Here is an 18,580-nt window from a genome sequence, read left to right as displayed (position 1 = left end):
TGGGTCCATGGGACGCGGTGACGGAACGGGACGCATCGTGTCCCCACCCGGTGCCGACGACACCGGCACCGGCATCCTGCACGTCGACATGGACGCGTTCTACGCCTCGGTGGCGGTGCTGGATGATCCGACCCTGCGGGGCAAGCCCATCATCATCGGCGCCTCCGAAGGGCGCGGCGTGGTGTCGAGCGCATCGTACGAGGCCCGCCGGTTCGGGGTGCGGTCGGCGATGCCGGTGGGTCAGGCACTGCGCCTGTGCCCGACGGCGATCGTCGTGTCGCCGCGATTCGATCGGTACGTCGAGCTCTCCCGCGAGGTGATGGGCATCTTCCGTGATGTCACCCCGCTGGTCGAGCCGCTGTCGATCGACGAGGCCTTCCTCGACGTCCGAGGAGCACGGCGGTTGTGGGGGAGTCCGGGCGTCATCGCCCACACGCTGCGGGAACGGGTGCGCGGCCAGACCGGATTGGTCTGCAGCATCGGCGTCGCCGCCACCAAGCACGTCGCCAAGATGGCGTCGACGATCAGTAAACCCGACGGGCTCCTGATCGTCGCCGAGCCCGACACCGCCGCCTTCTTGGCCCCCCGATCGGTGCGGGCCCTGTGGGGGGTGGGACCGAAGGCGTCGGCCGCGCTCGAGTCGCGCGGCATCTTCACGGTCGCCGATGTCCTCGCCTCGTCCCGCTCGGTGCTCGACCGCGCGCTCGGTCCCGCGATGGGCGAGCGGGTGTGGCACCTCTCCCGGGGAATCGACGCCCGGGAGGTGGACACCACCCGGGTCGAGAAGAGCATCGGCCACGAGGAGACCTTCCACACCGACATCGCCGACACGGGTGTGCTGCACGTCGAACTGCGCCGGCTCGCCGATCGCGTCGGTGCACGCCTCCGCAAACACGGCGTGGAAGCTGCGACCATCTCGATCAAGGTGCGCTTCTCCGATTTTTCGACGCTGACCCGTTCACGCACCCTCCCCGACCCATCGGCGGTCGGCCAGCGGATCGGCGACGCCGCGATCGACCTCTTCGATGCGATCGATCGTCCGCTCCCGGTTCGCCTCGTCGGCGTGCGCGCCGAGAAGCTGCGCGCAGCCACCGCGGGGCTCGCCCTCTGGGACGACGATGAGGAGTGGCGTCGGGTCGAGAGTGCACTCGATGATGCGGCGGCCCGCTTCGGCCACGGCGCGATCACCCGAGCGGCTCTCCTGGGGTCGCCGCGCGGCGGCGGCACGCTCCCCTCGCATCCGCGTCCGCCCTCAACAGAGCCCTGACAAGGCCTGGGTTCCCCGGCGACAGGCGAGTACGGTGGGAAACATGCCCAATATTGCATTAGAACTCGGTGAGCAGTCGGCCGCCCTCGGCGTGAAGTCCTCCTACGGGGAGCCCCTCGACATCGACGGTGTCCGCATCATTCCCGTCGCCCTCACCTGGGTGGGGTACGGCGGAGGCTCGGATGATTCGGGCAATGGCGGCGGTGGCGGGGGCGGATACTCCGTGCCCGTCGGCGCCTACATCCGCAAGGGCGACGACCTGCGGTTCGAACCGAACATCGTTTCGCTCCTCGCGATCGGGATCCCCTTCGTCTGGGTCGCCGGTCGTGCGCTCAGCCGTGTCATCCGCGCACTCAAGAAGTAGCGCAGACCCGGTTTCCCACGCCCTCGACGCGGCGGTCTCCGCGGTCGTCGAGGGCGTGAAGAACGTGGGCGCGGCGAACCCCGTGGTGCTGATCGACGGGCGCAGCGGTGCGGGGAAGACCTCCCTCGCACGTCGCCTCGTCGCTGCCTGGCCGCAGCGCGGGCGCGTGCAGCTCGTCGCGCTCGACTCCGTGTACCCGGGGTGGGACGGCCTGGTCGAGGGCGTCGAGTACGCCCGTTCGACGATCCTGGTACCGCACGCCCGCGGACTCCTCGGGATCTGGGAGCGGTGGGATTGGGACGCGGGCCATCGCGCCGAAGCCCACGCCGTCGATCCCTCCCTGCCGCTGATCGTCGAGGGGGCGGGGATGCTGACCCCGGCGACCGCGCGCCTCGGCGATGTCCGGGTGTGGGTGGAGTCCCCGGCGGCATCCCGGCGGGAACGCGGATTGCGCCGTGACGGCGAGACCTACCAGCCGCACTGGGACCAGTGGGCGGCCCAGGAGGAAGCGCACATCCTTCGGGACGAACCGGCCCAGCACGCGACCCTCGTGGTAGCCGTGCCGTGATTCAGACGTCCCGCTCGGCGGCGTCGATGAGGCCCTCCAGGCGGTAGCCGAGCCAGTCGTAGATACCGAAGCGGGGGTCATCCGCATCGGTGTCCTCCTCGGATTCGATGCCGAGGCGGGAGGCGAGCACGAGGCGCAGCGCCGTCAGGGTGCGCATCCAGGCGGCCGTTTCGCCATCATCGAGAGTGACGATCGTCGTGTTCGCCGCGGTCGATTCCTCGAGCTCGGCGGGGTCGAGTTCTGCTCCGTCGACGGTGAGGGTCGCGAGGACGAGTCCGGCGTCGGTGCGCCGCCTGCCCAGAAGATCTGCGCTTGTCAGACGGCGGAATTCGGCCGCCGCCTCCGGATCGTCACGGTAGGCGTCGGGAACCAGACGAGCGACGGCAGGATCGGCCGGGGCGTCATCCGATGAGGAGTTCTCCAGCAACTCGATGAACTGCTGCACCAGAGCGGTGAGGTGCGCCGCCTCGATGAGGGTCACATGGAGGACGACGAGGCGTTCGGTCATGAGGCGCCTCCGGGCCGGACGGTGGCCCACAGGCCGTAGTCGTGCATCGCCTGGGCGTGCATCTCCATCTGTTCACGCACCCCTTCCGCGACGACGGCGAAACCGTCCCGGTGCACCGACATCATGAGGCGGTGGGCCAGATCGGCGTCGAAGCCGAAGTATTCGCGGAACACCCGCGCGACGTAGCTCATGAGATTCACCGGGTCGTTCCACACCACCGTCTGCCAGGGAGTGTTCGAGGACTCGACCGGCACGGTGCGCTCGATCAGTTCGGTTCCGCCGGAGGTCGACATCAGGCCCATCCCAGTTCGTGCAGCCGAGCGTCGTCGATTCCGTAGAAGTGGGCGATCTCGTGCACGAGGGTGGTGTGGATCTCATCGCGCAGCTCGGCTTCGTCCGAGCACACCGCCAGATGGGGTTCGCGGTAGACGATGATGCGGTCGGGGAGTTCACCCACGCCGTACCGGTCGCGCTCGGTCAGCGCCCATCCGTCGTAGAGACCGAGCAGGTCGAGGCTGCCGTCTTCGGGGCGGTCCTCGACCACGAAGATGATGTTGTCCAGCCCGTCGACCATGTCGTCGGGCAACTGATCGAGCTCGGAGACGACCAGACGCTCGAAGTGTTCGGCATCCATCTCGAGCTTCGGCTCGACGGCCTCGGTCATGCGCTGACTCCGGGGGAGTGATTGGGGTGAGTAACGGGGCTCGAACCCGCGACATCGGCCACCACAAGGCCGCGCTCTACCAACTGAGCTATACCCACCATGTGCCCCGCCTGAGCGGGACAACCCAACGATTCTCTCACATCACATCGCTGTACGACGACACCGCCGCAGCGGCCGCGGCGCGAGCCTCGTCGCTGGTCGGCCCGGGGGAGGGAACGAAGACCGCCTGGCGGTAGTAGGCCATCTCGCGGATCGACTCGTGGATGTCGGCGAGAGCGCGGTGGCCGCCGTTCTTCGCCGGTGCGTGGATGTAGGCGCGGGGGAACCACCGGCGGGCGAGTTCTTTCACGCTCGACACATCGACGTTGCGATAGTGCAGCCAGTGGTCGACGCGCGGCATGTACTTGGCGAGGAACATGCGGTCGGTACCGATGGTGTTGCCCGCGAGAGGAGCCTTGCCCTCGACGGGGGCGAAGCGCTGGATGTACTCGAGCGCCTGGAACTCGGCGTCGGCCAGGCTGACACCCGAGGGAATCTCGTCGAGGAGACCCGAAGAACGGTGCATCTCGGTGACGAACTCACCCATGTTGGCCAGGGCGGAATCGTCAGGCTTGATCACGATCGAGAAGCCGGGGTCGAGCAGGCGCAGCTCGAAGTCCGTGACGACGACGGCGATCTCCACCAGCTCGTCGACGGCGAGATCGAGTCCTGTCATTTCGCAATCGATCCAGACGAGGCGGTCGTTCTCGGAGGCTCCTACCATGGCCCCCATCCTACGGCGGGGCTCCGACCCGGCAGCGTCGTCCCCCAGGCACGATTCGAACGTGCGACAAACGGATTAGAAGGCCGTTGCTCTATCCACTGAGCTACTGGGGGTCGCCCTCCAGGCTACCTCGACCGACGCCCCCGACACTGGCGTGTTCCCGGGCGGGGGCGTAGCGTCGCAAGCGCCTTCCGAAAGGAGTCGATGATGACCGAGGCGAAGACGAGACGGCTGTGGGTGGCCTACGGGCCGGTCGGGGCGGTCGGAAAGATCCAGACCGACGAAGACGGCTATATGGTGCAGATGGCGGGAGCGGACGAGCCCCTCGGCACGTATCCGACGTTGGAGATCGCGAAGAGCGCGCTCCAAGCCCACCTCAAGCCGGGAGCCGATCGGCCGGAGTTCCGGGAGCACTGAGACCCGCGCGGCCCTGGGCGCGCTCGGCCCGGTCGAGCGCGAACAGCGGCAGCGCGCGATGCACCAACGGCCCGATCGCGAACGCGAAGATCACCGTCCCGATCCCGACCGTGCCCCCGAGCAGCCAGCCGAGGACGAGCACCACCGTCTCGACGAGGAGGCGGCAGAGCCAGATCGGCCAGCCGAGGCGGGTGTGCAGGCCCGTCATCAGTCCGTCGCGCGGGCCGGCGCCGAAACCGGCTCCGAGGTACAGACCGGATGCGAGCGCCACGAGCAGGATTCCGCCGCCGAGCATCGCTGCACCGGTCCACGGGTCCGTCGCGGGCGGGACGACCGCGAGCGTGGCCTGGATGGCGGTGCCCACGAGGAGGACGTTCGCGAGCGTGCCGATGCCCGGGCGCTGGCGCAGCGGGATCCACGCGAGCAGCACGAGCGCCCCCAGCAGGTTGGTCACCCACCCGAGACCGATGCCGGTCTGGAGGGCGACCCCCTCGGCGAGCACGGTCCACGGATCGACTCCCCAGCCGGCGCGCACGGACAGGGCGCACCCCGCGCCGTAGAGGAGGAGTCCGACGAGCAGCTGCACGATCCTTCGAGACATATCCCGATCCAATCGCATGATTGGACTGTGGACGGCATGCCAATAGCCCTAAGGTGGCCTCATGGATTCCCGCGTATCCGCTCGCGCCCTCGCCGCCACCCTCGGGAGCTGGCGCACGCGCGAGCCCGTCTACGAGGCGCTGGCCGACAGCATCCGCCTTCTCTGCCTCGATAATCGGCTGGCCCCGCGCACCGCGCTGCCGGCCGAGCGGGAGCTGGCGGCGGTGCTCGCGATCAGCCGCACGACGGTCGCGGCGGCGTACCGGAGCTTGCGTGACACCGGACACATCACGAGCGTCCGTGGCTCCGGAAGCGTGACGCTGCCCTTGCGCCGAGCGGACCCGGGTCACCGGGCGAGCGGGCCGGAGACGATCGATCTGCAGCAGGCCAGTCCGCCGGCGTGGCCGGGGCTGGCCGGAGTCATGACCCAGGTCGCAGCCGACGCCACGAGTCTCGTCTCGCGCGTGGGGTACGACATCGTGGGACGTGCACGGCTGCGCGAACTCATCGCTGAGCGCTACGCGGCCCGAGGCATCCCCACGACCGCCGACAACATCATGGTCACCACCGGAGCGCAGAGCGCGATCCACCTGATCGCGACCGTGCTGCTGGGTCGCGCCGATCGCGTGCTGATCGAGACGCCCACCTACCCGCACGCCGCAGACGCCTTCCGCCGTGCGGGCGCGCGCATGGTCGGGGTGCCGGTGACGGTCGACGAGGGCTGGGACCTCGACCGGGCGCAGCAGGCGTTCGCCCGCACGCTCCCCGTGCTCGCCTATCTGATGCCCGACTTCCACAATCCGACCGGACGCACGATGTCCGAAGACGAGCGCACCGTGATCGCCGCTGCCGCCGATCGCTCGGGAACCGTCGTGATCATCGATGAGACCACCGCCGATCTCGACATCGATCGTCGCGTGGCTCCTCTCGCCTTCGGCGAGGACGCGCCCCTCATCCGGCTGGGCTCGCTGGGCAAGACGGTGTGGGGAGGCCTGCGCATCGGGTGGATCCGGGCCGACACCGACACCATCCGTCGCCTGGTCTCAGCGCGGGCCGTACACGATCTCGGCACCCCGGAGTTCGAGCAGGCCGTGGCCGAAGCCGTGCTGCCGCGCCTGGACGAGATCGCTCGGCAGCGTGCCGAGGTCTTGCGGGCCGGGCGGGATGCGGTGACCGCGGCGCTGCGCTCACGGTTGCCCCAGTGGCGGGTACCCGACGTCGACGGCGGGGTTTCGTTGTGGGTGGAACTGGACGCGCCCTTGAGCGCCGGATTGGTCATGGCAGCCCGTGAACGAGGTCTTTACCTCTCCGCGGGTTCGCGCTTCGCGGTGGAGGGCGGTTACGACCGCAACCTGCGCGTCCCCTTCACGGCGAGCCCCGAGGTGCTCGTCTCCGCGGTCGACATTCTGGCGTCGGTGTGGCCGGCGGTGAGCGATCGCGCCTCTTCGCCACGTCTGGACCGTTTCGACGCGGTCGTCTGAGGCGCGATCGTTCGTTCAGCGCTGGTAACGGGCACACTCGAAGGCTTCCGCCGGAGTCCAGAACTCGCCGACCGCGCGGAAGGCCCGGGAGGCGGGATCGAACCGCTCCACGTGATAGCGCCACCCGTGCTCGAGGGAGATCGCGCGCAGGTGCCCGAGTGGGCGACCACCGTCGTCTTCGATGCGCCACAGGTTCGCGCCGGCCCGCGTGATCCTCACCCCGCTCGGCGGGTCGATGCGGGGGAGCGCGGGGGACAGGAGGGCCGTGGTGTTCATGATGGATTCGAAGATACCTACGACCTCCGACATCCCCGCCGGAGCATCGTGCGTCGGCGTAACGTGGACGGTGACGTGTCAGCTCGATCTGAGGAGTGTCGTGGAGACCTACGTTCTGGCCGGTGGCCCCTTCATCACCCTCGATGCGGCGTTCCGCACTCTGCGCGGGGTGAGCGCCGTCGTCTCCGGCTACACCGGTGGTGACACCGATGACCCGACGCCGGCACAGGTGGCGACCGGCACGACCGGCCACGTGGAAGCCGTCTCGGTGACGTTCGACCCCGAACTGGTACGGGGTGACGTCGTGCTGGATGCGTTCTTCACCGCGCACGATCCCGGCCGGCTCGACGGAGACGGTGACGGTGCGTCCGACGCGAACCCGACGCACCGGAGTGCGATGTTTTTCACCGACGACGCGCAACGGGCGGCTTTCGAGGCATCCCGAGACCGCGCCATCGAGTGGTGGGACGGGCAGGTGGTGACGACCGTCGAACCCCTCGAGGTCTTCTTCCCCGCCGCGGCCGTCGATCAGGACACGGCCGCCCGCCACCCGGAGTCCGAGGTCGTGCAGGCGGCGGTCGCCCCGCGGGTCGCGCGGGTGCGTTCGCGGTTCGCGGACTACTCGGTCAGCGCCTGATCGTCTCCTGCACAGGGGAGGGATCAGCGGTTCTCCTCCCCAGTCGCGCATGAGCGCGGCCACGGCGGGCCGCCGCGGGGGAACCTGGCCTCGGCTCCGGCGTCCGACGGGCACTCGGACGCCGGAGTACCCGACCGAAAGGATCCGCCATGACCGACCTCATCACCATCACCGGCAACCTCGCCTACGAGCCCGAACAGAAGACGATCGCGCCGGGCGTGACCGTGACCAACTTCCGCGTCGGTTCGACGCACCGCCGGTTCGACAAGTCCACCGAGCGCTGGGTCGACGACTACACGAGTTGGTACGCCGTCACAGCGCGCCGCACCCTCGGCGAACACGCCTTCGCCTCCCTGCACAAGGGTGACCGTGTCATCGTCACCGGCCGTCTGCGCGTCCGCGAGTGGGACAACGGCACGAAGCGGGGGTTGGCGGTGGACATCGAAGCGGATGCGGTCGGGCACGACCTGCTCTGGGGCACCACGTCGTTCCGCAAAGCCGGCCAGCCCGCCGCGCCCGAAGAACAGTCGTCGCCAGAGCCGGTCGAGCGCGATGAGCGCCCCGCGACGGCCGCCGCGACCGATGCGGACGGCTGGGTGATCCCCGCCCTGCCTGCCGTCCCCGCCGACGAAGCCGCCCGCCTCGTCGACGTGCCGTTCTGAGGACCACCGCCGCACCGCGCTCCGAGGAACGCGTTCTGCAGACGCCGTTCCGAGGAGCAGCGGGCGGTCGACGTAGACTGCCGACGTGACCCGATCGCCTGCCCTTCGTCGTCTCGCCCCCCTCGGTATCGGCGCTGCTCTGGTGTTGATGCTCTCCGGATGCTTCGGCGCCGCAGCGCCCGAGCCGACGCCCACCGAGGCGCCGGTCACCACGGCTCCCACGGAGGCGGCGGCTCCCGCGGCCCCGGCCCTCGTGCCCGAGGGCACGGCCGAAGACAACCTGCCGTTCTTCACCTCCATCGTGCAGACCGTGGCCGGCGGACCCGAGAGCGTGGCGGGAAAGGCCTACATCGACGCCCTGGTGGCCGGCGGGTTCGATAAGAGCGCGATGCAGGTGACCGAAGACGTCTCGACCGTGGGGAACCCCGCCGAGAGCATCCAGTTCTCGGTGCGCTGGGGCGAGCAGTGTCTGGTCGGTCAGGTCGGCCCCGCCACCGGAGCACCGGTCGCGGTGGTGATGGACGGTCTCGACACGGGTGGATGTCTGATCGGGTCCACTCGTCCCATCGACTGGTGACCCGCCGCCCGGGGCGCCGGGGTGCTCGCCCCTTAGACTGGGAGCGATATGGCTGAATACATCTATTCGATGGTCCGCGCGCGCAAAGCCGTGGGCGACAAGTTGATCCTGGACGACGTCACGATGTCGTTCCTCCCCGGCGCCAAGATCGGCATGGTCGGCCCGAACGGTGCCGGAAAGTCGACGATCATCAAGATCATGGCGGGCTTGGACACTCCCTCCAACGGTGAGGCCAAGCTGAGCCCCGGTTACTCGGTGGGCATCCTCATGCAGGAGCCCGAGCTCGACGAGACCAAGACCGTGCTGGAGAACATCCAGGACGGCATCGCCATCAAGGCGAAGGTCGACCGCTTCAACGAGATCTCCGCCCTCATGTCCGACCCCGACGCCGACTTCGACGCGCTCCTCGCCGAGATGGGCACGCTGCAGGAGGAGATCGACGCCGCCGACGCGTGGGACCTCGACTCCCAGCTCGAGCAGGCCATGAGCGCGCTGCGCACGCCCCCGGGCGACTCGACGGTCTCGAACCTGTCGGGTGGAGAGAAGCGCCGTGTGGCGCTGACCAAACTGCTCCTGCAGAAGCCCGACCTGCTGCTCCTCGACGAGCCCACGAACCACCTCGACGCCGAGAGCGTGCAGTGGCTCGAGCAGCACCTGCAGAAGTACCCCGGCGCCGTCATCGCTATCACCCACGATCGGTACTTCCTCGACAACGTCGCGGAATGGATCGCCGAGGTCGACCGCGGCCACCTCATCGGCTACGAGGGCAACTACTCGACGTACCTCGAGAAGAAGGGCCAGCGCCTCGAGGTGCAGGGCAAGAAGGACGCGAAGCTGGCCAAGCGCCTCACCGAAGAGTTGGAATGGGTGCGCTCCAACGCCAAGGGTCGCCAGGTCAAGTCCAAGGCCCGTCTCGCACGCTACGAGGAGATGGCGGCCGAGGCCGATCGCACGCGCAAGCTCGACTTCGACGAGATCCAGATTCCGCCCGGGCCGCGGCTGGGCAGCATCGTGATCGAGGCGAAGAAGCTGCAGAAGGGCTTCGACGGTCGTTCGCTCATCTCCAACCTCAGCTTCACGCTGCCGCCCAACGGCATCGTCGGCGTGATCGGTCCGAACGGCGTCGGCAAGACGACGCTGTTCAAGACCATCGTCGGTCTCGAAGAGGTCGACGGCGGCGAGGTGAAGATCGGCGAGACCGTCAAGATCAGCTACGTCGATCAGACCCGATCGAACATCGACCCGACCAAGACGCTGTGGGAGGTCGTCTCGGACGGTCTCGACATCATCACCATCGGCAAGGTGGAGATCCCGTCCCGCGCCTACGTCTCGAAGTTCGGGTTCAAGGGCCCCGACCAGCAGAAGAAGGCCGGTGTGCTCTCCGGCGGTGAGCGCAACCGTCTGAACCTCGCGTTGACCCTCAAGGAGGGCGGCAACCTGCTCCTCCTCGACGAACCGACCAACGACCTCGACGTCGAAACGCTCGGCTCGCTCGAGAACGCTCTGCTCGAGTTCCCCGGTTGCGCCGTGGTCATCACACACGACCGGTGGTTCCTCGACCGCATCGCGACGCACATCCTGGCGTACGAGGGAACCGACGAGCACCCCGACCGCTGGTACTGGTTCGAGGGCAACTTCGAGGCGTACGAGGCCAACAAGGTCGAACGTCTCGGCCCCGACGCCGCCAACCCGAGTCGCTCGACGTATCGCAAGCTCACACGTGACTGACGAGGCTCAGACCGACTCGACGCAGGGGGATCGGCGCGTCCACGTGCCGATCCCCTTGCGTTGGGGAGACCTCGACGCCCTCGGGCACGTCAACAACACCTCGATGCTCAAGCTGCTCGAGGAAGCTCGTCTCCGCGCCTTCTGGAAGGGCGACGGTACGGAACCTGCGCCGGCGACCGCCGTCTTCGAGATGGACGTGCTGGAGAGCGGGGGATCGCGCGCGACGCTGATCGCACGTCAGGAGATCGAGTACTACCGTCCGGTGCCGTACGGCCAGCGTCCCCTGGACGTGCAGATGTGGATCGGCCGCATCGGTGGTTCCAGCGCCGACATCTGCTTCGAGGTCTACAGCCCGCTGGGCACGGAAGCCCCGGTCCTCTATGCGCGTGCGACCGTCGTCGTCGTGATCGTCGATACGGCGACGGGCCGTCCGACGCGCTGGAACGCGATCGAGCGGGAGGCGTGGGCGCCGTTCGTCGGTACGCCGATCGATTATCGCCGCTCTGGCTCCTGACGCACCCGCACCATGACCTCCTGCGCCACACTGGCGACGAGGTCGCCGCCCCGCGCATAGATGCGTCCGGTGGCGAGCCCTCGGCCGCCCCGCGCGCTCGGTGACTCCTGCACGTACAACAGCCACTCGTCGACCCGCGCGTACCGGTGCCACCACATCGCGTGGTCGAGGCTCGCCACTTTCAGTCCCGGTGTGCTCCATGTCACGCCGTGTGCGCGCATGATCGACTCCTGGATCGTCATGTCGCTCAGGTACGCCAACGCGGCGCGGTGCACGGCAGGGTCATCGGGCAGCGGACGACGCACGCGCAGCCACACCGCCTGACGCGGAACCGGTTCGTCCACGGCGACGTAGATGGGCGAGGGAACGTGGCGCAGCTCGACGGGTCGTTCCGCGAACACCCGTCCGGAGGAGGGGTGCTCCTTGACGATGTCCGCTTCGAGGTCGGGCAACTCGTCGGGGTCGCCGTAGCCCTCCGGCATCGCGTCCTGGTGCTCGAGGCCCGGCTCGTCGTCCTGGAACGAGGCGATCATCGAGAAGATGGGCACCCCTTCCTGATAGGCCTGGGTGCGGCGGGTGGAGAACGACCGGCCATCGTGGATGCGGTCCACGGAGAAGGTGAGACCTTGACTCGCGTCCCCCGGGCGGAGGAAGTACCCGTGCATCGAGTGCGGCACCCGATCGGCGTCCAGGGTGCGGGAGGCCGCGACGATCGATTGTGCCAGCACCTGGCCGCCGTAGATGCGCCCACCCGGCATGGCTTGGGAGATCCCCGTGAAGATGTCCTCCGTCGTCCGCGCCCCCGCATCGCGCAGATCGAGGACCTTCAGGAGGGTTCCGACAGGATCGCTGGCGTCCGACACGTTGTCTCCGTTCCGACGGTGTTCGCTCGATGGGTAGTTTAGGACGGGTGCCCGCCCGTCTCGTGTTCCCCGATGCGCAGGCCGCCGCCGACCTGCTGACGTTCGCCTCGCGCGCCACCCGCCTCGGCGACGGCGCCGTGCGGTTGCAGGCGTCCAACGGCACGGTGGTGATGACGGCGGCGCCGCTCGCCCCCCGTGGACTGTTCGACACGACACCGACGGTCCTGGGCATGCGGGCCTTGCCGATCGATCCGGAGCTGGTCTGCGACCTGGTGGTGGATGCTGCGGTGCTCGCCGCCGATCCGGCGGACCCGTCGGCCGTCGTCCTTCCCGAGGCCGCTCTCTCGGCTCCCTGGGCGGGAGTGTCGCCGCCGAGGGGCGGCTGGAGCGTGACCGGTCAGGTCGCCGCCTCCGTGTTGGCCGCGCGCGCGCAGTGGGGGATCGCGGCGGTCGCCGAGGCGGTCCCTCGAGACGCCGGCGAGGATGCGGTGCGTGCCGTACGGGCCGAGGTCTGGGGGCCGCCCGACGATGCGCTCGACGCGCTGCCGCTGGGAGCGGCGTTCGCCGCCTTCGCCCTCGGATTCATCGCGGGCGAGGAGACGGCGGAGATCCGCGCCTCGGGGTCGTGGCGCCGACTGTCTTTGTCGCGGGGGCACGTGGTCGTGCGGGGCCCCGCCCGTACGGGGCTCACCGCCGTGCGCGCGACCGGCTCGTCGGCCTAGAGCGCCGCGGACGCCGCCCGTCCGGCGACGCGCCCCGAGAACAGACAGCCGCCCAGGAACGTTCCCTCCAGCGCGCGATAGCCGTGCATCCCGCCGCCGCCGAAACCGCTGGCTTCCCCCGCCGCGTAGAGGCCGGGGACGGGCTCGCCTGCCGCGTCGAGCACGCGGGCGTCGAGATCGGTCAGAACGCCACCGAGGGACTTCCGTGTGACGACGTGCAGCTTGACGGCGATCAGCGGTCCCGCTGCGGGGTCGAGGATGCGGTGCGGGGAGGCGGTGCGGATGATCCGATCGCCGCGGAACGCCCGCGCGGAGCGGAGCATCGCGATCTGGGCGTCCTTGGTGAAGTCGTTGTCCATCGCGCGATCGCGGGCCTCGATCTCGTCCCGCACGCGGTCGGCGTCGAGGACGTCCCCGCCGGGCAGGGCCCGCATGCCCTCGATCAGGGCGGAGAGAGTGTCGCGCACCACGAAGTCGGCGCCGCGATCGAGGAACGCCTGCACGGGCGCCGAGGCTCCCTTTCCCAGTCGCGAGCGCAACAGCAGAGGCACGTCCTTGCCGGTGAGGTCGGGGTTCTGCTCGCTTCCGGAGAGCGTGAACTCCTTCTCGATGATCCGGGACGACAGGACGAACCAGGAGTGGTCGTGGCCGGTGGTTCGCAGATGCGCGAGGGTGCCGAGGGTGTCGAATCCGGGGAAGAGCGGCGTGGGCAGCCGCTGCCCGGTGGCGTCCAACCAGACAGACGAGGGGCCGGGGAGGATGCGGATGCCGTGATCCGGCCACACCGGATCGGTGTTCTGGATGCCTTCGACGTAGTGCCACATGCGGTCGCTGTTGACGAGGTGTCCTCCGGCGGCCGTGGTGACGGCCCGCATCGAGCCGTCGACGTAGGCGGGAACGCCCGACAGCAGGTGCGCGGGGGCCGTTCCGAGGCCGGCCGGCCAGAGCTCGCGGACAAGGTCGTGGTTGCCCCCGATGCCGCCCGACGCGATCACGGTCGCCCCGGCATGCACCGTGAAGTCGGCGACCGTCTCGCGGGAGGTGGGCGCGCCTCGCACGGCGCCACTGGGGGCGAGGACCTCGCCGGTCGCTCCGGTGATCGCGCCGTCGGTGCGGGTGAGGGCGCTGACGCGATGGCGCGGGAGGATGACGAGTCGCCCGTCCGTCTCAGCCTCCTCGGCGACGCGCAGGAACGGCGCGACGACTCCGGGGCCGGTGCCCCAGGTGATGTGGAACCGCGGCACCGAGTTGCCCGGTCCGATGGCGCCGTACCCGCCGCGCTCCGCCCACCCGACGACCGGGAAGAACCCGAGCCCGAGCCGGCGCAGCCACGACCGCTTCTCGCCCGCTGCGAAGTGGAGGTACTCCTCGGCCCACCGACGCGGCCAGGCATCCTCCGGACGATCGAAACCGGCGTTGCCGAACCAGTCCTGGTGTGCGAGGTTGAACGAGTCGCGCACCCCGAGGCGCCGTTGCTCCGGTGAGTCGACGAGGAACAGCCCGCCGAACGACCACCACGCCTGACCGCCGACGTTGGTGCGCGGCTCCTGGTCCACGATCACCACCCGCCGCCCGGCGGCCAGGCTCTCGTGCGCGGCAACGAGGCCGGCGAGACCCCATCCGATGATCAGCACATCGGTGTCGTAGGTACGGACGGTCATGGCGACTCCTTCGTCGTCAGCGGGTGCGGGATGCGATCAGAGCGAGGTGCGCGGGGAGGTCGGCTCGAACGTGTTGACCATGGCGAGCGCTGCTCGCTGCAGATAATCCCACAGCGTCTCCTCCAGCAGGGGAGGAAGCTCCAGTTCGTCGACGGCGGCACGCATGTGGGTCAGCCATCGGTCGCGGGCGTCGGGGTTGACGTGGAACGGCTGGTGCCGCAGCCGCAGGCGGGGATGACCGCGCTGCTCGCTGTAAGTCGTCGGACCGCCCCAGTACTGCGCCAGGAAGAGGGTGAGTCGCTCGGCCGCCGGCCCGAGGTCGTCCTCCGGGTACATGGGTTTGAGCACCGGATCCGCCGCGACACCGCGATAGAACGTCGCGACGAGACGGCGGAACGTCTCCATCCCCCCGACCTGCTCGAAGAACGTGGTCTGCTCGGTCACTTGTCGTCCCTCGATGCGTCGTCGTCGGGTGCTTCGTCGGCCGGGGGAGTCACGGGCACGTGGCCGGAGGACGCAGCATCCGCCTTCCCGCGCTTGCGCGGCTTCCAGACCGGCCGCTCCACCGGGACAGGAGTCGGTTTCGTGTGCGGGGGGTTCGCGCCCCGCACACGTTGGGCGCCGTCGAGCCCGCTGAGGGTGATCGAGTTGAGCTGGGGGAGTTTGACCCCGAGGTCGTCGATCGCATGCTTGAGCCGCATCCGCAGTTCGCGTGCAACGTCGTCCTTCGCGTTCGCCCGCGTCTTCATGACGAGGCGGATGACGAGAGCGTCGCCCGAGACCGACTCGAGACCCCACACCTCGGGCTGCTCGATAACCCGGGTGCGCCATTTCGGATCGGCTGCGAGCGTCTTGGCGGCGTCGAGCATGGTGCCCTCGACCTCGGTGATGTCGGCGTCGGCGGGCACCGCGAGATCGATGATCACGCGCGACCATCCCTGCGACATGTTGCCGATCCGCAGGATCTCGCCGTTGCGCACGTACCAGAGCGTGCCGTTCACGTCGCGCACGTGGGTCACCCGCACGCTCACGTACTCCACGACCCCGGTCGCCAAGCCGAGATCCACGACATCCCCGATGCCGATCTGGTCCTCCGCGACGATGAAGATGCCGTTCAGCACGTCCTTGACGATGTTCTGGGCGCCGAAGCCGAGGCCCGCGCCGATCGCCGCCGTGAGCAGCGTGAGAGAGGAGAGCAGGTCGGGGATGAGAAGTCCGACCACCATCACGAGGGCGACGACGACGATGACGACGTTGACGATGTTCTGCAGGATCGTGCCGAGCGTGCGGGTGCGTTGCACCAGACGGACGGCGGCGAGCGGTGAGCGCTCCAGCGCCTGGGTGTCGTCGACGTTCGCCTTGTTCTTCGCCCCCGACACGATGCGCGCGACGACGTGCCGAATCACCACGCGCAGCACCCACGAGAGCAGGATGGCTCCCACGATGATGGCCATCGCCCCGAGGAGGCGCCAGCCCGCGTCGGTCAGCCAGGCGAGCACCGGCTGCCAGAATTCACCGGTCAAGACGTCTCCGGGGTCGGGCGGCGCGGTCTCTTCGGGGGCGGAGGCGAGGAAGTCGAGCATCCCTCCCATGTTAACGACGGATGCCTCGGAGCCGCCTGGGCACCGAGGCATCCGACCGACGGTCAGCGCGCGTCGCGCTCCTGCACCGAGAGGGCACGCTCGACGCCCGCAAGGTTCTCCTGCACGAGGCGACGGAGGGCTGCGGGGGCATCGGGGTTCGCCGCGAGCCATGCGCGCGTGGCGTCCCGCAGGGACAGGTCGGCCAGGGCCGCGGGGTAGAGCCCGACGATCAGGTACTGGGCGATCTGATAGGTGCGCGATTCCCAGACCCGCAGCAGCATGTCGAAGTACGGCGCCACGAACTCGCGCAGCGACTCGACACCAGCGGGGTGGGTGAAGCCGGCGGCCGCCGACCGGACGATGGTGTTCGGAGCGTCGTCGCGGACGATGAGCGAATCCCACGCCGCGAGCTTCGCCTCGGCGTTCGGGAGGGCGGCCTTGGCCTGGGCGGCGAACTCGCCGCCCTTCGCGGTGTTGTCGGCCGCGAGCGCGTCCTCGATCGTCTTGGCCGAGACGACGCCACCGGCGGCGAGGGAGACCAGCAGCGACCACGACAGGTCGGTGTCGATCGTGAGGCCGTCGAGAACCGTGTCGCCGTCGCGGAGCGAGCGGACCCGCTCCCACTGGGCGGGCGTCGAGGCGGCGCTGGCGAATGCCGTCACGAACTGCAGCTGGCTGTCGCTGCCGGGCTCGGCCGCAGCGGCCAGCTCCCACAGGCCGTCGGCGACGCGCTCGCGCGTCTCGTCGCGCGTCTCGGGGGTCACGTACGCGTTGGCGGCGAGCTGCAGCTGCGCGAGCGTCGTGCGCACCGTGGTCGACTCGGTCTCGGAGCCGATGTTGCGCAGCACGAGGTCGACGTAGTCGGTGGCCGAGGCCTCGGCATCGCGGGTCTGGTCCCAGGCCGCGCCCCACACCAGCGAGCGCGCGAGCGGATCGCTGATGTCCTTGAGGTGCGCGATCGCCGTCGCGAGCGAGCGATCGTCGAGACGGATCTTCGCGTACGCGAGGTCTTCGTCGTTGAGCAGCACGAGGTCGGGGCGAGCCAGGCCGGTGAGGTCGGGCACCTCCGTGCGGTCACCGTCGACGTCGAGTTCGAGGTAGTGCACGCGCTCGAGAGCGCCGCCCTGAAGCGAGTAGAAGCCGACGCCCAGACGGTGCGGACGGATGGTCGGGTAGTCGGCGGGGGCGGTCTGCACGATCGCGAAGCGCGAGATCACGTCGCCCGACCCCGAGGCGTCGGACCGCTCCTCGATGAGGGGCGACAGCGTGTTGACACCGGCGGTCTCGAGCCACTTCCGCGACCACTCGCCGAGCTCGCGCCCGCTCGTGGTCTCGAGCTCTTCGAGCAGGTCGCCGAGCTCGGTGTTCGACCACTCGTGCTTGGCGAAGTACGCGGCGACACCGGCGAAGAACTGCTCGATCCCGACCCACGCGGCGAGCTGCTTGAGAACCGAGCCGCCCTTCGCGTAGGTGATGCCGTCGAAGTTGACCTGGACGTCTTCGAGGTCGTTGATCTCCGCGACGACGGGGTGCGTGGAGGGCAGCTGGTCCTGGCGGTACGCCCAGGTCTTCTCCATGGCGTTGAACGTCGTCCACGCCGCCTTCCACTCGGTCGCCTCAGCGGTGGCGATCGTGGAGGCCCACTCGGCGAAGGACTCGTTCAGCCAGAGGTCGTTCCACCACTTCATGGTCACCAGGTCGCCGAACCACATGTGCGCGAGCTCGTGGAGGATCGTCACGACTCGGCGTTCCTTCACCGCATCCGTCACCTTGCTGCGGAACACGTAGGTCTCGGTGAACGTGACCGCTCCCGCGTTCTCCATCGCCCCGGCGTTGAACTCGGGGACGAAGAGCTGGTCGTACTTGGCGAAGGGGTACGGGTAGTCGAACTTCTCCTCGTAGTACGCGAAGCCCTCCCGCGTCTTGTCGAAGATGTAATCGGCGTCGAGGTACTGCCACAGGCTCTTGCGGGCGTAGACGCCGAGCGGGATCACGCGGCCGGAGGCGCTCGTGAGCTCGGAGAACGTCGAGCGGTACGGTCCCGCGATGAGTGCGGTGATGTAGGACGAGATCGTGGGCGTGGGCTCGAAGGCCCAGGTCGCCGTGCCGTCACCGCGCGGTTCGGGCTCGGGGGTGGGGGAGTTGGAGATGACCGACCAGGCTTCGGGCGCCGTGACGGTGAAGCGGAAGGTGCCCTTCAGGTCGGGCTGCTCGAACACGGCGAACATCCGGCGCGAATCGGGGACCTCGAACTGGGAGTAGAGGTAGACCTCGCCGTCGACGGGGTCGACGAAGCGGTGCAGGCCCTCGCCGGTGTTCGTGTACAGGCCGTCCGCATCGATGATGAGTTCGTTCGTGCGGTCCAGGTTGCGCAACGCGATCCGGGAGTCGCTGAACTCCGACACCGGAACGTGGCGCCCGTTCAGGGTGATCGAACGCACGTCGCCCGCGATCAGATCGATGAAGGTGTCGGCGCCCTCGGTCGCCGCGAAACGCACGATCGTGCGGGAACCGAACACCTCGGCGCCGCGGGTGAGATCGAGATCGACCTCGTATTGGATCCCGCCGCCGGCAGTGGGGTCGATGACGGCGCGACGCTGCTGCGCTTCGCTGCGGGTGAGGTTCTCTCCAGGCACGTGCGATCTCCCAGGGGTGAGGGGCAGGATGCTGCGGACGACGCGGCTGGCGCCGACGACAACCTTTCCACCCTATCGCCGGGGAGGGA

General features: G+C 69.1%; 22 protein-coding genes and 2 tRNA genes. 11 read left to right on the top strand and 13 right to left on the bottom strand.

The genetic code is table 11. The annotated features are described in order from the left end of the window. The first annotated feature begins 7 nt into the window (after positions 1–7). Genes dinB through ACFXP5_RS03270 form a run of 3 tightly spaced genes read left to right on the top strand, consistent with a single transcriptional unit; the run spans position 8 to position 2,199 of the window. The gene (dinB, locus tag ACFXP5_RS03280; protein ID WP_394526906.1) at positions 8–1,267 is read left to right on the top strand and encodes a DNA polymerase IV; all 1,260 of its coding nucleotides are present in this window, start codon (positions 8–10) and stop codon (positions 1,265–1,267) included. 43 nt (positions 1,268–1,310) lie between these two features. Continuing rightward, positions 1,311–1,631 carry a hypothetical protein gene (locus ACFXP5_RS03275; protein WP_394543490.1) on the top strand — a complete coding sequence of 107 codons (321 nt, stop codon included), beginning with the start codon at positions 1,311–1,313 and terminating at the stop codon, positions 1,629–1,631. Next, positions 1,606–2,199, top strand: coding sequence for a nucleoside/nucleotide kinase family protein (locus tag ACFXP5_RS03270; RefSeq protein ID WP_394543489.1), 594 nt, complete (start codon positions 1,606–1,608; stop codon positions 2,197–2,199). The genes ACFXP5_RS03275 and ACFXP5_RS03270 overlap by 26 nt, the downstream gene beginning before the upstream one ends. A 1-nt stretch (position 2,200) precedes the next feature. Here ACFXP5_RS03270 and ACFXP5_RS03265 read toward each other — a convergent pair whose 3' ends face one another. The 6 genes from ACFXP5_RS03265 to ACFXP5_RS03240 all read right to left on the bottom strand — a co-directional run bounded on the left by ACFXP5_RS03265 (position 2,201) and on the right by ACFXP5_RS03240 (position 4,247). Next, the gene (locus ACFXP5_RS03265; RefSeq protein WP_394543488.1) at positions 2,201–2,707 is read right to left on the bottom strand and encodes a DUF2017 family protein; all 507 of its coding nucleotides are present in this window, start codon (positions 2,705–2,707) and stop codon (positions 2,201–2,203) included. Continuing rightward, positions 2,704–3,009: an ATP-dependent Clp protease adapter ClpS gene (gene clpS, locus ACFXP5_RS03260; RefSeq protein ID WP_394526899.1), complete on the bottom strand. Its 306-nt coding sequence runs from the start codon at positions 3,007–3,009 to the stop codon at positions 2,704–2,706. The genes ACFXP5_RS03265 and clpS overlap by 4 nt, the downstream gene beginning before the upstream one ends. Further along, complete coding sequence (locus ACFXP5_RS03255) at positions 3,000–3,371, bottom strand: metallopeptidase family protein (protein ID WP_394543487.1); 372 nt, start codon at positions 3,369–3,371, stop codon at positions 3,000–3,002. Before ACFXP5_RS03255 ends, clpS begins: the two co-directional genes overlap by 10 nt. A gap of 22 nt (positions 3,372–3,393) precedes the next feature. Then, positions 3,394–3,469: transfer RNA gene (locus ACFXP5_RS03250), tRNA-His, on the bottom strand. Positions 3,470–3,507: 38 nt separating this feature from the next. Next, complete coding sequence (gene orn, locus ACFXP5_RS03245) at positions 3,508–4,134, bottom strand: oligoribonuclease (protein ID WP_394526896.1); 627 nt, start codon at positions 4,132–4,134, stop codon at positions 3,508–3,510. Positions 4,135–4,174: 40 nt separating this feature from the next. Beyond that, positions 4,175–4,247: transfer RNA gene (locus ACFXP5_RS03240), tRNA-Arg, on the bottom strand. 94 nt (positions 4,248–4,341) lie between these two features. Here ACFXP5_RS03240 and ACFXP5_RS03235 point away from each other — a divergent pair. Beyond that, positions 4,342–4,551: a methyltransferase gene (locus ACFXP5_RS03235; RefSeq protein WP_394543486.1), complete on the top strand. Its 210-nt coding sequence runs from the start codon at positions 4,342–4,344 to the stop codon at positions 4,549–4,551. On the opposite strand, the gene yczE is transcribed toward ACFXP5_RS03235, so the two are convergent. Further along, positions 4,511–5,152 carry a membrane protein YczE gene (gene yczE / locus ACFXP5_RS03230; RefSeq protein WP_394543485.1) on the bottom strand — a complete coding sequence of 214 codons (642 nt, stop codon included), beginning with the start codon at positions 5,150–5,152 and terminating at the stop codon, positions 4,511–4,513. The two genes, ACFXP5_RS03235 and yczE, sit on opposite strands and share 41 nt — an antisense overlap. 61 nt (positions 5,153–5,213) lie before the next feature. Here yczE and yczR point away from each other — a divergent pair, with 61 nt between their 5' ends. After that, a complete protein-coding gene (yczR, locus tag ACFXP5_RS03225) occupies positions 5,214–6,632 on the top strand; it encodes a MocR-like transcription factor YczR (protein ID WP_394526892.1) in 1,419 nt (472 codons plus the stop codon). 15 nt (positions 6,633–6,647) lie between these two features. Here yczR and ACFXP5_RS03220 read toward each other — a convergent pair whose 3' ends face one another. Further along, complete coding sequence (locus tag ACFXP5_RS03220) at positions 6,648–6,908, bottom strand: hypothetical protein (RefSeq protein WP_394526890.1); 261 nt, start codon at positions 6,906–6,908, stop codon at positions 6,648–6,650. Positions 6,909–7,008: 100 nt separating this feature from the next. Here ACFXP5_RS03220 and ACFXP5_RS03215 point away from each other — a divergent pair, with 100 nt between their 5' ends. From ACFXP5_RS03215 to ACFXP5_RS03195, 5 genes are all read left to right on the top strand, one after another. Further along, positions 7,009–7,545, top strand: a complete 537-nt coding sequence (locus tag ACFXP5_RS03215; protein WP_394543484.1) for a peptide-methionine (S)-S-oxide reductase — start codon at positions 7,009–7,011, stop codon at positions 7,543–7,545. Positions 7,546–7,694: 149 nt separating this feature from the next. After that, on the top strand, positions 7,695–8,207 hold the full coding sequence (locus tag ACFXP5_RS03210; protein ID WP_394526886.1) for a single-stranded DNA-binding protein: 513 nt from the start codon (positions 7,695–7,697) through the stop codon (positions 8,205–8,207). 85 nt (positions 8,208–8,292) lie between these two features. Continuing rightward, complete coding sequence (locus ACFXP5_RS03205) at positions 8,293–8,784, top strand: DUF6993 domain-containing protein (RefSeq protein WP_394526885.1); 492 nt, start codon at positions 8,293–8,295, stop codon at positions 8,782–8,784. A 48-nt stretch (positions 8,785–8,832) separates the two neighbouring features. After that, complete coding sequence (gene ettA / locus ACFXP5_RS03200; RefSeq protein WP_394526883.1) at positions 8,833–10,512, top strand: energy-dependent translational throttle protein EttA; 1,680 nt, start codon at positions 8,833–8,835, stop codon at positions 10,510–10,512. Beyond that, on the top strand, positions 10,505–11,026 hold the full coding sequence (locus ACFXP5_RS03195) for an acyl-CoA thioesterase (protein ID WP_394543483.1): 522 nt from the start codon (positions 10,505–10,507) through the stop codon (positions 11,024–11,026). Before ettA ends, ACFXP5_RS03195 begins: the two co-directional genes overlap by 8 nt. On the opposite strand, the gene ACFXP5_RS03190 is transcribed toward ACFXP5_RS03195, so the two are convergent. Then, positions 11,005–11,889 carry an acyl-CoA thioesterase gene (locus ACFXP5_RS03190; protein WP_394543482.1) on the bottom strand — a complete coding sequence of 295 codons (885 nt, stop codon included), beginning with the start codon at positions 11,887–11,889 and terminating at the stop codon, positions 11,005–11,007. The genes ACFXP5_RS03195 and ACFXP5_RS03190 overlap by 22 nt on opposite strands. Before the next feature lie 47 nt (positions 11,890–11,936). Between ACFXP5_RS03190 and ACFXP5_RS03185 the strand changes: the two genes are divergently transcribed. Continuing rightward, the gene (locus ACFXP5_RS03185) at positions 11,937–12,611 is read left to right on the top strand and encodes a DUF8185 domain-containing protein (protein WP_394543481.1); all 675 of its coding nucleotides are present in this window, start codon (positions 11,937–11,939) and stop codon (positions 12,609–12,611) included. On the opposite strand, the gene ACFXP5_RS03180 is transcribed toward ACFXP5_RS03185, so the two are convergent. The 4 genes from ACFXP5_RS03180 to pepN all read right to left on the bottom strand — a co-directional run bounded on the left by ACFXP5_RS03180 (position 12,608) and on the right by pepN (position 18,491). Then, positions 12,608–14,272: an FAD-binding dehydrogenase gene (locus tag ACFXP5_RS03180; RefSeq protein WP_394543480.1), complete on the bottom strand. Its 1,665-nt coding sequence runs from the start codon at positions 14,270–14,272 to the stop codon at positions 12,608–12,610. The genes ACFXP5_RS03185 and ACFXP5_RS03180 overlap by 4 nt on opposite strands. A gap of 36 nt (positions 14,273–14,308) precedes the next feature. Further along, positions 14,309–14,716, bottom strand: a complete 408-nt coding sequence (locus ACFXP5_RS03175) for a globin (RefSeq protein WP_481825235.1) — start codon at positions 14,714–14,716, stop codon at positions 14,309–14,311. Further along, positions 14,713–15,855: a mechanosensitive ion channel family protein gene (locus ACFXP5_RS03170; protein WP_394543479.1), complete on the bottom strand. Its 1,143-nt coding sequence runs from the start codon at positions 15,853–15,855 to the stop codon at positions 14,713–14,715. The genes ACFXP5_RS03175 and ACFXP5_RS03170 overlap by 4 nt, the downstream gene beginning before the upstream one ends. Before the next feature lie 62 nt (positions 15,856–15,917). Next, positions 15,918–18,491: an aminopeptidase N gene (gene pepN / locus ACFXP5_RS03165; RefSeq protein ID WP_394543478.1), complete on the bottom strand. Its 2,574-nt coding sequence runs from the start codon at positions 18,489–18,491 to the stop codon at positions 15,918–15,920. Positions 18,492–18,580 lie beyond the last annotated feature (89 nt).

This window comes from Microbacterium hanjuni (assembly GCF_043556395.1).
GTDB lineage: Bacteria > Actinomycetota > Actinomycetes > Actinomycetales > Microbacteriaceae > Microbacterium.
This window is presented reverse-complemented; position numbering and strand designations above follow the sequence as displayed.

Bases quoted from the DNA above. Each gene is read 5' to 3' on its own strand.
- dinB (WP_394526906.1), top strand. From the start codon at position 8: ATGGGACGCGGTGACGGAACGGGACGCATCGTGTCCCCACCCGGTGCC.
- ACFXP5_RS03275 (WP_394543490.1), top strand. From the start codon at position 1,311: ATGCCCAATATTGCATTAGAACTCGGTGAGCAGTCGGCCGCCCTCGGC.
- ACFXP5_RS03265 (WP_394543488.1), bottom strand. From the start codon at position 2,707: ATGACCGAACGCCTCGTCGTCCTCCATGTGACCCTCATCGAGGCGGCG.
- clpS (WP_394526899.1), bottom strand. From the start codon at position 3,009: ATGGGCCTGATGTCGACCTCCGGCGGAACCGAACTGATCGAGCGCACC.
- ACFXP5_RS03255 (WP_394543487.1), bottom strand. From the start codon at position 3,371: ATGACCGAGGCCGTCGAGCCGAAGCTCGAGATGGATGCCGAACACTTC.
- orn (WP_394526896.1), bottom strand. From the start codon at position 4,134: ATGGTAGGAGCCTCCGAGAACGACCGCCTCGTCTGGATCGATTGCGAA.
- ACFXP5_RS03235 (WP_394543486.1), top strand. From the start codon at position 4,342: ATGACCGAGGCGAAGACGAGACGGCTGTGGGTGGCCTACGGGCCGGTC.
- yczE (WP_394543485.1), bottom strand. From the start codon at position 5,152: ATGTCTCGAAGGATCGTGCAGCTGCTCGTCGGACTCCTCCTCTACGGC.
- yczR (WP_394526892.1), top strand. From the start codon at position 5,214: ATGGATTCCCGCGTATCCGCTCGCGCCCTCGCCGCCACCCTCGGGAGC.
- ACFXP5_RS03220 (WP_394526890.1), bottom strand. From the start codon at position 6,908: ATGAACACCACGGCCCTCCTGTCCCCCGCGCTCCCCCGCATCGACCCG.
- ACFXP5_RS03210 (WP_394526886.1), top strand. From the start codon at position 7,695: ATGACCGACCTCATCACCATCACCGGCAACCTCGCCTACGAGCCCGAA.
- ettA (WP_394526883.1), top strand. From the start codon at position 8,833: ATGGCTGAATACATCTATTCGATGGTCCGCGCGCGCAAAGCCGTGGGC.
- ACFXP5_RS03180 (WP_394543480.1), bottom strand. From the start codon at position 14,272: ATGACCGTCCGTACCTACGACACCGATGTGCTGATCATCGGATGGGGT.
- ACFXP5_RS03170 (WP_394543479.1), bottom strand. From the start codon at position 15,855: ATGCTCGACTTCCTCGCCTCCGCCCCCGAAGAGACCGCGCCGCCCGAC.